At 42.6% G+C, this 14,521-nt stretch carries 16 protein-coding genes; 7 read left to right on the forward strand and 9 right to left on the reverse strand.

Annotation, left to right across the window (positions count from 1 at the left end; all coding sequences use genetic code 11):
- The first annotated feature begins 687 nt into the window (after window positions 1-687).
- Window positions 688-2,622, forward strand: coding sequence for an endonuclease MutS2 (locus JOC33_RS12980; RefSeq protein ID WP_205092938.1), 1,935 nt, complete (start codon window positions 688-690; stop codon window positions 2,620-2,622).
- Between the two features lie 117 nt (window positions 2,623-2,739).
- On the opposite strand, the gene JOC33_RS12985 is transcribed toward JOC33_RS12980, so the two are convergent.
- Entirely contained in the window at window positions 2,740-2,895 is a 156-nt protein-coding gene (locus tag JOC33_RS12985) for a hypothetical protein (RefSeq protein WP_205092939.1), read from the reverse strand.
- 359 nt (window positions 2,896-3,254) lie between these two features.
- On the opposite strand from JOC33_RS12985, the gene JOC33_RS12990 reads away from it, so the two are divergent.
- The 4 genes from JOC33_RS12990 to JOC33_RS13005 all read left to right on the forward strand — a co-directional run bounded on the left by JOC33_RS12990 (window position 3,255) and on the right by JOC33_RS13005 (window position 6,809).
- Window positions 3,255-3,491: a hypothetical protein gene (locus JOC33_RS12990; RefSeq protein WP_338054515.1), complete on the forward strand. Its 237-nt coding sequence runs from the start codon at window positions 3,255-3,257 to the stop codon at window positions 3,489-3,491.
- Window positions 3,492-3,713: 222 nt separating this feature from the next.
- The gene (locus JOC33_RS12995; protein ID WP_205092940.1) at window positions 3,714-5,870 is read left to right on the forward strand and encodes an ATP-dependent helicase; all 2,157 of its coding nucleotides are present in this window, start codon (window positions 3,714-3,716) and stop codon (window positions 5,868-5,870) included.
- A 19-nt stretch (window positions 5,871-5,889) separates the two neighbouring features.
- The gene (locus JOC33_RS13000; protein ID WP_205092941.1) at window positions 5,890-6,342 is read left to right on the forward strand and encodes an SAM-dependent methyltransferase; all 453 of its coding nucleotides are present in this window, start codon (window positions 5,890-5,892) and stop codon (window positions 6,340-6,342) included.
- Between the two features lie 14 nt (window positions 6,343-6,356).
- Entirely contained in the window at window positions 6,357-6,809 is a 453-nt protein-coding gene (locus JOC33_RS13005; protein ID WP_205092942.1) for a GNAT family N-acetyltransferase, read from the forward strand.
- Between the two features lie 59 nt (window positions 6,810-6,868).
- Here the strand turns inward: JOC33_RS13005 and JOC33_RS13010 are convergent, their stop codons facing one another.
- The 5 genes from JOC33_RS13010 to JOC33_RS13030 all read right to left on the reverse strand — a co-directional run bounded on the left by JOC33_RS13010 (window position 6,869) and on the right by JOC33_RS13030 (window position 10,335).
- Window positions 6,869-7,039, reverse strand: coding sequence for a hypothetical protein (locus JOC33_RS13010; RefSeq protein ID WP_205092943.1), 171 nt, complete (start codon window positions 7,037-7,039; stop codon window positions 6,869-6,871).
- Window positions 7,040-7,156: 117 nt separating this feature from the next.
- A complete protein-coding gene (locus tag JOC33_RS13015; RefSeq protein WP_205092944.1) occupies window positions 7,157-7,894 on the reverse strand; it encodes an amino acid ABC transporter ATP-binding protein in 738 nt (245 codons plus the stop codon).
- Window positions 7,895-7,905: 11 nt separating this feature from the next.
- Window positions 7,906-8,613 carry an amino acid ABC transporter permease gene (locus tag JOC33_RS13020; protein ID WP_205092945.1) on the reverse strand — a complete coding sequence of 236 codons (708 nt, stop codon included), beginning with the start codon at window positions 8,611-8,613 and terminating at the stop codon, window positions 7,906-7,908.
- Window positions 8,597-9,415 carry an amino acid ABC transporter substrate-binding protein gene (locus JOC33_RS13025; protein WP_205092946.1) on the reverse strand — a complete coding sequence of 273 codons (819 nt, stop codon included), beginning with the start codon at window positions 9,413-9,415 and terminating at the stop codon, window positions 8,597-8,599. The genes JOC33_RS13020 and JOC33_RS13025 overlap by 17 nt, the downstream gene beginning before the upstream one ends.
- A 143-nt stretch (window positions 9,416-9,558) precedes the next feature.
- Window positions 9,559-10,335: an SDR family NAD(P)-dependent oxidoreductase gene (locus tag JOC33_RS13030; RefSeq protein ID WP_205092947.1), complete on the reverse strand. Its 777-nt coding sequence runs from the start codon at window positions 10,333-10,335 to the stop codon at window positions 9,559-9,561.
- 171 nt (window positions 10,336-10,506) lie between these two features.
- Between JOC33_RS13030 and JOC33_RS13035 the strand changes: the two genes are divergently transcribed.
- Together JOC33_RS13035 and JOC33_RS13040 are read left to right on the forward strand one after the other, a co-directional pair.
- Window positions 10,507-10,743 carry a group-specific protein gene (locus JOC33_RS13035; protein WP_205092948.1) on the forward strand — a complete coding sequence of 79 codons (237 nt, stop codon included), beginning with the start codon at window positions 10,507-10,509 and terminating at the stop codon, window positions 10,741-10,743.
- Between the two features lie 208 nt (window positions 10,744-10,951).
- Window positions 10,952-12,106: an FtsW/RodA/SpoVE family cell cycle protein gene (locus JOC33_RS13040; RefSeq protein WP_205092949.1), complete on the forward strand. Its 1,155-nt coding sequence runs from the start codon at window positions 10,952-10,954 to the stop codon at window positions 12,104-12,106.
- A 316-nt stretch (window positions 12,107-12,422) separates the two neighbouring features.
- Here JOC33_RS13040 and JOC33_RS13045 read toward each other — a convergent pair whose 3' ends face one another.
- Genes JOC33_RS13045 through JOC33_RS13055 form a run of 3 tightly spaced genes read right to left on the reverse strand, consistent with a single transcriptional unit; the run spans window position 12,423 to window position 14,307 of the window.
- Complete coding sequence (locus tag JOC33_RS13045) at window positions 12,423-13,199, reverse strand: ABC transporter permease (RefSeq protein WP_205092950.1); 777 nt, start codon at window positions 13,197-13,199, stop codon at window positions 12,423-12,425.
- Entirely contained in the window at window positions 13,196-14,104 is a 909-nt protein-coding gene (locus tag JOC33_RS13050; RefSeq protein ID WP_205092951.1) for an ABC transporter ATP-binding protein, read from the reverse strand. The genes JOC33_RS13045 and JOC33_RS13050 overlap by 4 nt, the downstream gene beginning before the upstream one ends.
- A complete protein-coding gene (locus tag JOC33_RS13055) occupies window positions 14,104-14,307 on the reverse strand; it encodes a PLDc N-terminal domain-containing protein (RefSeq protein ID WP_205092952.1) in 204 nt (67 codons plus the stop codon). Before JOC33_RS13055 ends, JOC33_RS13050 begins: the two co-directional genes overlap by 1 nt.
- Window positions 14,308-14,521: the final 214 nt, after the last annotated feature.

The following is a 14,521-nucleotide window of genomic DNA, read 5'->3' on the forward strand; positions in this document are numbered from 1 at the left end:
GACCACACGGAAGGTTTAGAAAATGTATGATCTTTATAAACCGGTCTGTCCGGAATTTGTTTCCAAACAGACCGGTTTTATCTTTTTGAAGAGGTTTTTACCCAGTTCATGCGCCTATGTTTAGATTGGCTATTTGAAGTTTATGACGTCAAGCAGCTGTATCATGGTTGATTCCACAATGAGCGAGAGGCGGCAAGCATCCGCCGGTAAGGGACTTGTGCGAATCAAATACAAGCTTTAAAGCTCCTTTATAAAGTTTTTTAGGAGCTTTGCTAATATTTGTTTGACAGCGGGAATCCTTTTGCATATTCTATAGATAGGTCCTTGACCGCCATTTTGAGAGCGTTTGTTAAAGGAGTATGTTTTATGAGTGTGGTTGTTCTTAACTAATCCGTAATTTTATACGGTCTTGAAAATGCTTTGAAGCCTGGAATCGACAGGTTTATTCAAGTATGCCTTTTCAAGGACAGTTGAGAACAAGCATCATAGCGCAGAAAGTATAAAACCCCAGGCTATGGCAGTATTGTCATAGCTTTTTTTATACTCAAAATGGCAGGTCTCTCGTCTTACAAGGACTATTATATACATGCCATAAAAGCCGCGATGAGCCTATGCTTGTCGCGGCTTTTTTTTGTACTTTAAGAAAGTTTAACTTTGTTAAGGGCATTAATACAGGAGGAAAAAATAATGAATGAAAAAACATTTGATGCAATGGAGTACCATCTAATTTTACAGCAGGCAGGGAAATTTGCCTGGACCAGTAAAGGGCGCGAAACAATCAATAGGATGAAGCCATCCACTAACAAGAGGCAAATCGAACGATGGCTGGAGGAAGTTACGGAGGCAGTTTCAATACTCCGGATCAGTTCCAGTGTCCCTATTCACAGCCTGGATGAAGTGACACATATACTCACCCAAGCCAAAAAGGGAATGTACATCCGGGCTGACCAGTTCACACAATTGATTTCTTTTATCGATCATTGTGAGAAATTGAAAAAATTCATGGATGACAAGGGGCATGTCGCTCCGACAATCAGTCTTTATGCATACTCAATTTCAGACCTTTCTGACTTGGGAACGGAAATTCAGCGCTGTCTCCGGCATGGCCAAGTGGATGACTTTGCGACGAAGGAATTAAGTCGAATCCGGAAGCAGCTTCATATTCAGCAGACACGGCTGAAAGAAAAAATTCAGCAATTGGTCAAATCGAGTAAGTATGCTTCGTTACTTCAGGATAAGACAGTGGCTGAAAAGAATGGCCGTTATGTACTCTCAGTCAAAAGAGAGCACCGAGGTAAGGTGAAAGGTACAGTCATTGATCATTCTGCCTCCGGGGCGACTCTGTTCATAGAACCATCAGAAATCGGCGCACTGCAGGAGGAAATTCAGTTATTAAAGATGTCAGAAGAGCACGAGGTCGAACAGGTGCTGTATTATCTTACGGGTTATGTACTGGAATTTGAACATAACCTGGAAATTGCAGTTGACACGATGCACCAGTACGATGTCATTTTTGCAAAGGCGAAATACAGTATCAGTATCGATGGAATTGCTCCAATGTTTAATAACAATTATCTTATCAATTTGCAGGAGGCACGGCACCCTCTTTTGGGAGAAGATGCTGTCCCGCTCAGCCTGCGGTTTGGCGAAGGAGATCAGGCGCTTGTCATCACAGGACCAAATACTGGCGGGAAAACGGTGACCTTGAAAACAATCGGCCTGCTTACTCTCATGGCTCAATCAGGCATGCATATCCCCGCTGCTGAAGGGACATCGCTGCATTTATTCCAGCAGATATTCGTCGATATCGGTGACGGGCAAAGTATCACACAAAATTTAAGCACCTTCAGTTCCCGCCTTGTAAATATTATTGAAATTCTCCGGGAGGCAAACGATCGTTCCCTGGTTCTGCTTGATGAACTAGGCTCGGGAACTGACCCTGGTGAAGGCATGGGGCTCGCCACGGCAATTCTGGAACAGTTATTCGCCAAGGGTGCGACAATTTTTGCAACCACTCATTACAGTGAAATGAAGGAATTTGCAGAGGAGCAGCCTGGTTTCATCAATGGTTCCATGGAATTTGATCTCGCCACCCTGGCCCCGACTTACAAGCTGATCATCGGCACAGCAGGCAGGAGCCAGGCTCTTGATATTGCGGCAAAACTCGGGATGCACCCTGAAATACTGGAAAGAGCCCATCAGATAACTTATAAACAAGAGAAGAACTTTCACAAAAACTTGCATGATTATAAAAGTAAGGAAATGGAAAAACAAGTAGCCGTCAATCGCTATGCCCGTACTAAAGAAGCAGCAGTGCCTTCGAAACAAAAGACATCAACAAACAAGCAATTCAAAATGGGAGATAATGTTACGGTTCTCTCAACAAAAGAAACAGCCATTGTTTATAAGGGACCGGATACTCTCGGGAATTATGTAGTGCAAATGAAAGGCGAGAAATATACTTTCAACCATAAACGTTTGAAACTTCATATTCCTGCGGAGGAGTTGTACCCAGATGATTATGATTTCGATATCATTTTCAAATCAAAGGAATATAGAAAAGTAAAGAAACAGCTTGACCGCAAGCATGTAGAAGGACTGGTTCTGGATGAAGAAGAATGATTGATACAATGGCGCCACCGTACGCAATAAGGTTGAGCCGCCACCTATATCAGACTTAAAGAAAAAGCACGCCTGCTATCGCTGGAGATAGCGGGCATGCTTTATTGGTGTCCTACGTTACTTTACGTCAGGCATAATTGTTTGAATTGTCAGATTCTCTGAACCATTTTCATCTACAATCTTAATTTTTCCATCGGATTCTGAGAATGAAAACCCGATAACCCCTAAACCGACCATAAGAAGAAGTAATAAAGCTAGAAGTACTTGACGCAATGATGATCCTCCTTATTAATGTATACCTACATTTTACTATATTCCTGATGATTTAACGACACAAAACGACGAATTTATTAAAAAAATATTACGTTTTTATTACATGATAGAATCGAAATATTACTTGCAAAGCTTGATGGAAGCGGTAGTAAAGAAGATGAATAAAGGAATTGGTATTATTTACAAATCTTTTATATTACATAAATATTAATAGATTCCAGCTAAGAAAAAGGAAATACATTATTTTCCTTTTATATGTAAATATCTGAATGTTTTCAAAATTAAACAAAGGGTAAAGGATGAATAAGTATTCATATTAATTATATGGTTTCCAATAAAATATGGAGGGGTTTTCAGACGTGGTCATCAACAAATACACCTTAGATCGTTTCGAAGGGCTGTATGCAGTTTTAAAGGAAAAGGAAAATAAAAGTAACGAGTTGATGGTTTTAAAAGAACGATTAATTGCATTTGCAAAAATCGGGGATACGGTTGCTATAGATTTTGATGAGATCGGTAATCTTCGAAAAGTGGAAGTAGTATACGATGGGACTGATGATGAAGATGAACCTGAGAAAGAATTAGAAGAAATATAATAGGTATTCCAATTGGTATTTTTTCAATGAACTATCATTTTGCAGGCATGTGACTAGTGCTTGCTTTTTTTATGTCTGCGCCTGCCCACTCGAGGTCTTAAGCCAATCCTCTCTGATCGTCACGACGCTTACGCTTTTGAACAGGGGGGTGAATGTCCATTTAACGGTATGCTGCTGTTCTGGTATAATACAAACAGATGTTCTAGATAAAGGTGGGAGCATATGGAGGAGTTATTGGAAGGACTGAATGAGGCACAGAAAGAGGCTGTCACTTCAACAGAAGGACATATAAGGGTAGTTGCAGGAGCCGGATCTGGAAAAACCAGGGCATTGACTCATCGCTATGCGTTTATTGTGGAAGCACTCGGAATAGAACCATCAAATATTCTATGCGTAACTTTCACCAACAAAGCTTCCCATGAAATGCGCCGCCGTGTCAAACGTCTTATTGGCGGCGAGCAGGACACCGGTTATATTACGACTTATCACGGTTTCTGTGTACGTGTTTTGCGGGAAGATATCCATCGTCTTTTCTACCCTAAGAATTTTGTCATTATGGATGTAGAAGACCAAAAAGCAGTTCTCCGTGAAATTTTCGAAGACTTAGGCTTGAAATTGAATGATAAGACGTTTAAGCGGCTTCTTGATAAAATCGGTATGCTGAAAGGAAATACTCACTATGTACAGCAAATGGTGTCTAGGGGAGGGATGGTCCCTGAAGACGAGGTGGAAGATCTCGACAGCAAAATCATCCAGCTGTATTTGAAGAAACAAAAGCGGGTGTTTGGTCTTGACTTTGATGACCTGATCAACTTCACCTTTGTTTTATTCAGTATGTACCCGGAGGTGCTGGAAAAATGGCAGGACCGGCTATTTTATATTCAGGTCGATGAGTTCCAGGACAGCAACAGCAAGCAATTTGAACTCATCCGCATGCTCGCCGAAAAACACGGAAACTTGTTTGTTGTCGGGGATCCTGATCAGACGATCTACGAATGGCGGGGAGCAGATCCGAAATTCATCGTTGATTTCCACGATTTCTTTCCCGATTCCACATCCATTTACCTTAACAAGAATTATCGCTCGACTCCTGAAATCCTTACCGTGGGCAATTCGTTGATCAGACATAATTATTTGAGGGTCGATAAAGATATGGTTACTGATAACACGAACGGAGTAAAGGCCCTTCATTATCACGGAGAGGATGAACAGGAAGAGGCGAAATGGGTGGTAAGGAAAATAAAACAGCTGATGAAGGAGAAGGCGGCTTCATATAATGATATTGCCATCCTTTATCGAGCGAATTATTTATCACGGTTTATTGAACAGGCGCTGATTAAGGAAAATATCGATTATACCATATATGGCGGCTTTAAATTCTTTGACCGGATGGAAGTGAAAGATGCCATAGCGCATCTTAGAATGATTGCGTTCGCAGATGATTTATCTTTTACAAGAATTATTAATGTTCCTAAACGGCAAATCGGTAAAAAACGGATGCAAGTCCTCCGTGAACTCGCCGAAACGGAGAATCTCAGCTTTTATGAAACTTTGAAAAAGCATATTGACCACCCTGGGTTCCAGCGTACTCAAGCAAAGCAATTCATTGAGGTGATGGAAAGCCTGCGCCAAAAAAGAGATAGAATAAAAATCTCCGAGCTTCTGCAGGAAGCTTTACAGCGGTCCGGTTATGAGGCGTATATACGGGAAGATGGTGATCAGGAACGGCTCGACAACTTGACGGAATTGCTTCATTCCATTGTTCAGTATGAGCAGACACTTGGAGAAGATATTGAACTGGAAGAATACTTACAAATGCTGACGTTATATACCGAGCATGACAGGGATACACAGACCGATACCGTTAAATTGATGACGATTCATACAGCGAAAGGACTTGAATTTCCTTATGTTTTTTTTATTGGGTTGACAGAAAGTATCATTCCGAATATCCGTACGTTACGGGACAGAAAGGAACGTGGCCTGGAAGAAGAACGGAGGCTTGCCTATGTGGCAGTTACGCGGGCAGAAAAGGAGTTATATCTGACAGAGTCAGAAGGATTTCAAAGCGGCGGCATGAAAAAGTATCCTTCCCGGTTTCTGTTTGAAATTGATGAAGAATCCTACGAACGAATCGGCAAGCTTGATAAAGCCTTTGAAGAGGAAGCAAAAGAATACATCCAATCTTATGCACGCCACGAGTCCCATGAGAAAACAAATGGTTTTAAAATCGGAACACAAGTAAAACACCCTGTTTTTGGAACAGGAAAAATTGATGACATTGATGAAAACAAGAATGTGTACGTGATATTTTTTGAAAAGCTGAAAGCACCAAGGCCGATCAGCCGTAACTTTAAAAAGCTGGAACAAATAGATTAATGCCTCAGGAGGAAGGGCAATGGAAATTCATCCAATCGGATATGTTTTCAATGAAAGAAAACTTGTCGGGGATGACAGGTGGGGAGATATCATATCTGAAATAAAACTTACCGATGTGTTCACGGAAAAATCACTTGAGGGTTTGGACAAATTCTCCCACGCTGAGGTTATCTATCATTTTGACAAAGTTCCTGCCGATAAAATAGAGTATGGATCACGCTATCCCCGGAACAGGACAGAATACGGCAAGTATGGAATATTTGCGCAACGTGGAAAGAACCGGCCGAACAGACTGGGAGCCACCATTGTTAAAATTGAACAGGTTAACGGAAAGACTCTTGTAGTGAAGGGACTAGATGCCATTGACGGCACCCCTGTCATAGATATTAAACCAGCAATGAAAGAATTCTTGCCTAGAGGAGAGTGGAAACAGCCTAGCTGGGTAAGTCAGCTGATGGCTGATTATTGGTAATGGGAGATATTATAATGAAAAACCTGCTTATTCGAGAATATATGGAGAAAGATTTTCCGGACATCCAAGAATTGAATCGTCAAGAATGCTGGACAGGGCTTGTTGACAATTGGGAAAGAACAAAAAAAGCCTGGGAGTCTTCCCAGATTACGTTAATAGCAGAAGCGGAGGGACTACTAACTGGATATGTACGAGGGTTGACAGATGGTCATGTGACCCTGTATATCTGTGAAATTTTAGTTGGCAAGCCATGGAGAGGGAGACAGGTGGGGCAAGAGCTGCTATCGGAAGCCCATAAGCGTTTTTCCACTACAAGAATCGAGATGCTTGCCACAAGTTCCTCTGCTTCCTACTATAAAGGGTTAAACTATCGACCTTTTTATGGATTTAGAAAATCACTGGAGAAGTATACGAGGTCCCGCAGGGCGAATTTCGAGAGACTGAAAAAAGGGGTGAATTACTTTTAAATCAAAGAATTTCACCCTTTTTAGATTGGCCGCTGTTTAAAGTTTATAATGATATACGGTCAATCATGGTTGATTCCACCAGGAGCGAGAGGCGGTGATGCCTGCGGGAACAGCGCGAGCCGAAGATCCACTAGGGCAAGCGATTTTCTTGTCCAAGTTAGCTGAGACCGTTCTCGGGGCAAGCATCCGCCGGCAAGCGGTTCTTGAGAATCAACAACAAATTTTGACATCTCCCTTTCGATAATCAGCTATAGTTACTATATGACTGCAGAGAAAAGGGAATGAACGAGTGATCGAAAAACAGCTGCCATCACACACTCTGTTTCCAGAGTGAGCATGGCAGCTGTTTATTCTGATAATAAATTAAGGAACTGTTTTGTGCGTTCGTTTTCTGGATGCGAGAACACATCTTCGGGATGCCCCCGCTCAAGGATATGGCCGCCATCCATAAACAACACTTCATCCGCAACATCTCTAGCGAAGTTCATTTCGTGGGTGACGACAATCATCGTCATACCCTCTTGTGCGAGCTGTTTCATGACCTGAAGTACCTCGCCGACAAGTTCAGGGTCAAGAGATGATGTTGGTTCATCGAAAAGAATGACTTCTGGATTCATTGCCAGGGCACGTGCTATTCCGACTCGCTGTTGCTGACCGCCGGAGAGCTGGAAGGGATAGTAGTCAAGTTTGTCTCCTAGTCCAACCTTAGTCAGCAGTTCGACTGCTTTCGGACGTGCTTTTTTCTTATCCTGTTTTTGGACAGTCACTGGGCCTTCCATCACATTTTCCAGGGCAGTAAGGTGAGGGAAAAGGTTGTATGTCTGGAAGACCATCCCAGTCTGACCGCGAATCGCGCTAATATCTTTTCGGGTGATTTTTTTTGAAAAATCAATGTCCTGGTTGTTGATGCTCAACTGCCCTTTGGATGGAGTCTCCAGGACATTAAGGCAGCGCAGGAGCGTTGTTTTTCCTGACCCTGATGGGCCGATTACGACAACCACCTTGCCTTTTTCAATATTTAAATCAATGCCTTTTAATACTTCTAGAGAACCGAAGTTCATGTGTAGATTTTTGATCGATAACATATGGAAGCTCCTCATGTTTTAACATATCGATTTAAGCGGTTTTCTATCTGATCCTGGAATAACGACAGGATGAAGCAAAGCACCCAGTAGATGAAAGCTGCCTCTGTGTACAACAGCAGCGGCTCATAGGTGTTAGCCACGATTTCCTGTGATTTCCGGAACATTTCTGCCACCAGTATTGTGGAAGCAAGGGATGTATCCTTTACCAGGCTGATAAAGGAGTTGGACAACGGCGGGATGGAAACCCGTGTTGCCTGCGGGAGGATCACCCGCTTCAATGTCTGACCGTAACTCATATTAATGGAATATGCTGCTTCCCATTGCCCTTTTGGTATGGATAAAATAGCTGCACGAATGATTTCGGAAGCATAAGCACCTGTATTCAAAGAGAAGCCGATAATGGCAGCAGGAAAGGGATCAATCTTAATACCGACAGAACCAAGCCCGAAAAAAATGATAAACAATTGTACAAGCAGCGGAGTCCCGCGGATGATCGAAATGTACACCCTGGCGATACCTCCCAGGACCTTAATCCCAGATAGGCGGAACAGGGCTGTGATGACTGCCAGCATCAGACCTATGGAAAACGCAATCAGAGTCAAAGGAATCGTATAGAGCAGCGCACCTTTTAATAACGGCCAAAAAGAGCTTTGAGCAATATCCACATATCGCTCAAACCCTGTGGCAGCTGATAATATCAGATCATTCGCTGGAAACATCTTCGCCAAACCATTTCTTAGAAATCTCTGCTAAGGTGCCGTCTTCTTTCATTTCTTTCAGTGCGCCGTTCACTGCTTCAACAAGCTCTTCATTCCCTTGACGGAACATCATCGCTGTTTTGGAGGCATCGCCTTCTTTAGCTACGATTTCCACTGGAGCGTTGTTACCTTTTTGATTTAGATAATCAAGGACGGAAAGGCGGTCGTTGACAGTTGCATCAGCACGCTTGGAGGATACTAGCTGCATAGCAGGATTGAATCCTTCAACACTTACGATTTGAGCGCCGTATTTTTTAGCGATATCAGCGAAGTTGCTCGTCAATGACTGGGCGCTTTTTTTTCCTTCAAGATCCTTGAATGTCTTGATTTCATCATTATCTTTGTGAGTCACCAGAACTGCAGTTGAGTAGGTGTATGGTACAGAGAATGCATACTTTTCTTTCCGCTTAGGCTTGATACCGACCTGGTTGGCAATCATATCAAACCGTTCTGAGTTCAAGCCTGCAAACATTGCATCCCATTTCGTTTCTTTGAATTCGATTTTCAAACCTAGACGGTCAGCAACTTCTCTGGCTACTTCCACATCGTAACCAGTCAATTTATCCTGTTGGTTATGGAAGGTGTATGGCGGGTATGTTCCTTCCGTTCCTACGGTCAGAACCCCTTCTTCCTTAATTTGTTCATATAAATTCTTATCACCAGATGTATCTCCACTTGAGCTTTCTCCGCCTTCGCTTCCACCGCAGGCTGCAAGAAGGAAAATCAAGCTGAATGTTGCTAAGCAAAAAGTGATTTTCTTCATATATATCCTCCATTCTAATTAAAGCCTAGTATTCTTATAGGGATTAAAGCACGCCTAAATGATACAGCTAGTGTCTGTAGTTGTCAAACCTTGTACTTGGAAGAGGTTTAATTGATTTTAACTTCCCTATAACTAAAGCATTATTATCTTTCACTGTCCATATACAAAGCCAACTTTGCAGCCAATGAACGTGGCAGGAATTTTGCTGCTAGTGAACCGGTCTGGTTTCTCAGACCTGGTATCACAATTCGTTTGCCTTTTACAAAGCCAAGGAAGCCAGCTTTTGCTACGATACTGGGTGTCATCGTCCGATTCGTCAACCGGGTGTGTTCAGCTCTTGCTGTTTTGAAGAAGTTGGTTGCCGTTGCCCCCGGGCACAATGCAGTGACGGTTACTCCGGTTTCCCTCAATTCTACGGCCAATGCTTCTGATAAGGATAGAACATAAGCCTTGGATGCATAATAGACAGCCATTTTCGGACCGGGCTGAAAGGCTGCCGTACTAGCAACATTAATTATGCCTCTTGGAATATTACGTAGAGGAGCATTTTTCATATCTTTTAAAAAGTAGTGTGATAATGCCGTTAATGTGTGAACATTGATCCGAAGCATTTCCAGCTGTTCCTCTAATGGTATATCTTCAAAGTAACCGTTCAAACCAAAACCTGCATTGTTGATGACTACTTCAACCGTTCTTCCGGCAGCGCGTATGTTTTCATATACCTTTTTAGCGGCATCAGCTTCTGTCAGGTCCTGTACGATAATCGTTACCTGATGTCCATCAAGTTCCGATTGTAATTGCTTTAATTTTTCTTCTGAACGGGCAACTATTATCAGGTGATATCCTGCTTTTGCGAACAGTCTGGCCATTTCTTTGCCAATTCCTCCTGATGCCCCCGTAATAAGTGCTGTTGGTATCATTATGCTCACCTCATTAGTTCTATTATGTCCATTGTAGCTTCCTTACACCATCCTTCCAACTGTTTGCCCTTCCATTGTCATAAATGTAGTTTCCATGGATTTCAGAAGGGGTAAGACGTTTATAGAGTATTAATTATCCAAGAGCTCAAAAGAAGATGGAGGTATGAGTGTATGGCAAATTGCAATATTGACCATTCCCAGCAGGATGTGACTAATAAGCTGATCAGTCAGGAGGAGCATCTGCCTGAGGATTTGGTAGTGAAATTGCATATGTACCTGAACGAAATAAGACCTCAGGAGAAGCTGAACGAAATCTTCCATTTATTGAAGAAATACGATACTGCTTCTGAAGAGGAACGTGAACAACGGAATTCCCAGCTCAGGGAATTCGTAAAAGAAATCGAATAATTAAGCAAGTGGCAGCCCGTCATGTCGTGCAGTTTCATGACGGGCTGCCTTTTAAATAAGAGAATATTCATGGCTGATTATGCAATTTTGTGCCAAACTGCTTAAAAATATTGAAAAGGTCTGTCATCGTACATTATATTGTAATAGTATTAGTAAGTGGGGATGGAAAAGGGACACCATCACGAATTCTTCATGAGGATGATTTACAATGAATTTCGAAGAGCGCTTTGACTGGCGCCTGTTTTTTATTATGATAGCTTTTTTCGTGATCAGCTGTGTCGCTATTTATAGCGCGACGACAAATGATTATGTAGTCAGGCAGATCATGTGGTACATATTGGGCAGTATCATCATTGTGGGTATGCTGTTCCTGGAACCAGATCAATATAAAGCTCTGAGCTGGTATGCTTATGCCGGTGGATTAGTCTTATTATTTGCTTTGATTCTTGCGCCGCCAAGCATCGCTCCGGTCATCAAAGGACAGCAAAGTTGGTTTATCATCCCGGGTGTGGGGTCCATCCAGCCATCGGAGTTCATGAAAATTTTCACGATACTGACCTTGAGCAGGGTGATCGTCAACCATCACAAAAGTCATGGATTGAAATCAATCAAATCCGATAGTTTGTTATTAGGCAAAATTATGGGGCTTACTTTTTTGCCGGTATTTTTCATCATGCAACAGCCGGATTTTGGTACAGCCCTGGTGTTTCTAGGAATCATGTCTGGCATGATTATCGTGGCAGGCGTTTCCTGGAAATTGATAGTGCCGCTATATGGTTCGATCATGGCGGTAGCAGGCTTAGTCTTATATTTAGTAATAGAGGCACCTGTATTATTAAAAAAGTATTTGAACGTTGAAGAATATCAATTAGGTCGAATCTATGCCTGGCTCGAGCCTTATAAGTATCAAACTGGCGACGGCTATAATCTCGTAAAATCCCTGCTGGCGATAGGATCGGGAACACTTACAGGAAAAGGGTTTGGAAACAGTGAAGTCTATGTTCCGGAACGACATACGGACTTCATTTTTAGTGTCATTGGGGAAGAATACGGATTTGTCGGCAGCTGCCTGGTTATTCTTCTTTACTTCCTATTGATCTATCATCTGATCCAGCTTGCGGTAAAGGCTAATTATGCCTATAGTGCGTATCTGTGTGTAGGTGTCGTCAGTATGATCACTTTCCACGTATTCCAAAATATTGGAATGTCGATCAAGCTCCTCCCTATTACAGGTATTCCTCTTCCGTTCATCAGTTATGGGGGTAGTTCTCTTCTTGCTAATCTGATGGCGATTGGACTTGCCTTTATGGTGCATTTCAATCAGAGGGAGTTCATGTTTGGGGACAATAAACTTCAAAATTGATAAAGAGCCTGGAAGCTGTTGTCCAGGCTCTTTTTTTACTGTCCAGGATGTGGATATGCAGTGGTCTTCATCCGGCTCCAGCGCCTACCCCCTGGAGGTCTTAAGCCGATCCTCTCTGTGACAAAGAACGTCACGGCGAGGCTCTTCTTAAGCTTGTCGGGGGTGAACGAGGCGCTTTTAGCTTTTGTTTCATCCGGCTCCAGCGCCTACCCCCTCGAGGTCTTAAGCCGATCCTCTCTGTGACAAAGAACGTCACGGCGAGGCTCTTCTTAAGCTTGTCGGGGGTGAACGAGGCGCTTTTAGCTTTTGGTGGTATTTATGCCATTTCTCTTGCACGGAAAGTGTAGATGCTTAGTGTTAACAGACCAACAATAAGAAGCACAGTGACTACTGTTGTACCCCAAAGCTCATTTGGGATCGCTCCTTCTGTAAGCACTATATTGATGTAACTGCTAAGCTGAGCAGGACTCCAATCCAATATGTGATCAAAAATATTGGTCACGATGCTTGTCAGGATGACCAGCAAAATCGTCAAAAACCCTACAAGACCTGGGGTTTTGAACATTGTATTTAATAATATCGAAATGCTGACTACGTAAAACAGCCATAAGCTATAAAACAACAGGGTAAGCAGCAGGTCACCGAAAGCGATCTCTCCGAAAAGAAGGTTAGTATAGTACCAGCTTGCCAGAAGTCCAACTATTAATGACAGGAGGACAAGGACACTGGTAGCAGCCCATTTTGCGGTAACATAAGTGCTGTATCGGATAGGTTTTACGAGGACAAGTTCGGCAGCCCCGCTTTTCCTTTCTCCTGAAATCAGGCCCATGGACATAAGAGCCACGACTAATACCCCTAATTGGCTGTACTGAGAAAGGCTCATCATTAGAACATCAGCAGGAGGCGGAGTAGGAATATCAAATGTTGCATCTTCCGGCAGACCTCCGACAGATTCGATAATTTGAGGCAGATAATACGTGGAAAGCGGGTCAGTCACTCCAAGCAGAATGAATATGACAGGAACCCAAATCCACTTGAAATTCCTCCAATATTCAAGCATTTCTCTGTTAAAAACCGTTATCCATTGTCTCATTCCTGTACCACCTTCATAAATAAATCCTCAAGTGTGGCACGCCCCACTACAAACTTATCAAGTGGCCAGCCCTTCGCCTGGATCAACCGTAACAATTCTTCTCTCCCTATATCTGTATCTGTCACAATGACACTGATCTTATTTTTATCAACTTCTAGATTCAAGACAGATGGCAGGGCTTTAATCTCTTGTTCAAAACCGGTGAACCCTTCTTTGAAACCAAGGTCGATTTTGTTTACTTTATGTTTTTGCCGCACTTCCGCTAGAGAACCAGACTCCACGATATCCCCTTTATGCATGAGTAATAACTCATCGCTGACTTCCTCTGCATCGTTCAAAATGTGGGTGGAGAAAAGAAGTGTTGTTTCCAGTTTAAGCTCTTCCATCAAGGTAAGTACCTCACGTCGCCCAATCGGGTCCAGCGCGGAAACAGGTTCATCCAGAATCAGAAGCTTCGGCTGGTGAATCATTGCCTGGGCAATTCCAAGGCGCTGCTTCATACCGCCAGAATATTTCCCGATTCTTCTGTTTTTTGCATCGGAAATACCGACTCTTTCTAATAGACGGTCTGCCTCCTTAGCGGCAGTGCGTTTATCCAGGTCGGCAAGCTTGGCAACATAAACGAGAAATTCCTTCCCTGTCATCCAATTATGAAACACTGGATGCTGGGGAAGATAGCCTATTTCAGAGCGGATATCAGCTGTCTTTTCCAATCCTTCAAAAGTAATATTACCGCCGTTTGATCGAATAAGGCCAGACAGCATTCGAAGTGTCGTGGTTTTCCCGGCACCGTTTGGGCCAAGCAATGCTACACAGGTGCCCTTTTCGAGTTTAAAGCTGATATTGTTCACGACGGGATGTCCGTCGAACTTTTTTAAAAGATTGGTAACAGAAATGATCGGCATCAATCATTTCTCCTTCCAAAAATGAAATATAATATCGGACCAATGATATTGAGTAATAAAATAATGAAAAGCCACATCATTTTCGGACCATTTGTATTCTCTGTTCGTGCCCAGTCAATTAGTGCTGTTACCATAAGGATGAGCTGGATGACGATGATCGGGGCAATCAGCCCCCAGTTAATCGTTTCAAACAATTCAGCCATACTTGTACCCCCTTTATTTATATATCCAATCATAATACGGATGACAGGTAAATATCGTTCAATTTTATTTTCAAGATGATAAAAATAAGTTGAGTCAGAATTGTCTAACACTTTTTGTTGACAGTTGGCGTATGATTCTATAAACTTACAAACAAGCTGAAACAGAAGGTAACAGATTCATATAATTTGAGAAGGATCTGCGGAGGCAGGTCCA

Origin of the sequence: Thalassobacillus pellis (assembly GCF_016908295.1) — a bacterium.
In the GTDB taxonomy this organism is placed as follows: domain Bacteria; phylum Bacillota; class Bacilli; order Bacillales; family Halobacillaceae; genus Thalassobacillus; species Thalassobacillus pellis.

What these genes read in the sequence shown, in the direction of transcription:
- JOC33_RS12980 (WP_205092938.1), top strand. Translation starts at nt 688, where the DNA reads ATGAATGAAAAAACATTTGATGCAATGGAGTACCATCTAATTTTACAG.
- JOC33_RS12995 (WP_205092940.1), top strand. Translation starts at nt 3,714, where the DNA reads ATGGAGGAGTTATTGGAAGGACTGAATGAGGCACAGAAAGAGGCTGTC.
- JOC33_RS13000 (WP_205092941.1), top strand. Translation starts at nt 5,890, where the DNA reads ATGGAAATTCATCCAATCGGATATGTTTTCAATGAAAGAAAACTTGTC.
- JOC33_RS13005 (WP_205092942.1), top strand. Translation starts at nt 6,357, where the DNA reads ATGAAAAACCTGCTTATTCGAGAATATATGGAGAAAGATTTTCCGGAC.
- JOC33_RS13010 (WP_205092943.1), bottom strand. Translation starts at nt 7,039, where the DNA reads ATGTCAAAATTTGTTGTTGATTCTCAAGAACCGCTTGCCGGCGGATGC.
- JOC33_RS13015 (WP_205092944.1), bottom strand. Translation starts at nt 7,894, where the DNA reads ATGTTATCGATCAAAAATCTACACATGAACTTCGGTTCTCTAGAAGTA.
- JOC33_RS13020 (WP_205092945.1), bottom strand. Translation starts at nt 8,613, where the DNA reads ATGTTTCCAGCGAATGATCTGATATTATCAGCTGCCACAGGGTTTGAG.
- JOC33_RS13025 (WP_205092946.1), bottom strand. Translation starts at nt 9,415, where the DNA reads ATGAAGAAAATCACTTTTTGCTTAGCAACATTCAGCTTGATTTTCCTT.
- JOC33_RS13030 (WP_205092947.1), bottom strand. Translation starts at nt 10,335, where the DNA reads ATGATACCAACAGCACTTATTACGGGGGCATCAGGAGGAATTGGCAAA.
- JOC33_RS13035 (WP_205092948.1), top strand. Translation starts at nt 10,507, where the DNA reads ATGGCAAATTGCAATATTGACCATTCCCAGCAGGATGTGACTAATAAG.
- JOC33_RS13040 (WP_205092949.1), top strand. Translation starts at nt 10,952, where the DNA reads ATGAATTTCGAAGAGCGCTTTGACTGGCGCCTGTTTTTTATTATGATA.
- JOC33_RS13045 (WP_205092950.1), bottom strand. Translation starts at nt 13,199, where the DNA reads ATGAGACAATGGATAACGGTTTTTAACAGAGAAATGCTTGAATATTGG.
- JOC33_RS13050 (WP_205092951.1), bottom strand. Translation starts at nt 14,104, where the DNA reads ATGCCGATCATTTCTGTTACCAATCTTTTAAAAAAGTTCGACGGACAT.
- JOC33_RS13055 (WP_205092952.1), bottom strand. Translation starts at nt 14,307, where the DNA reads ATGGCTGAATTGTTTGAAACGATTAACTGGGGGCTGATTGCCCCGATC.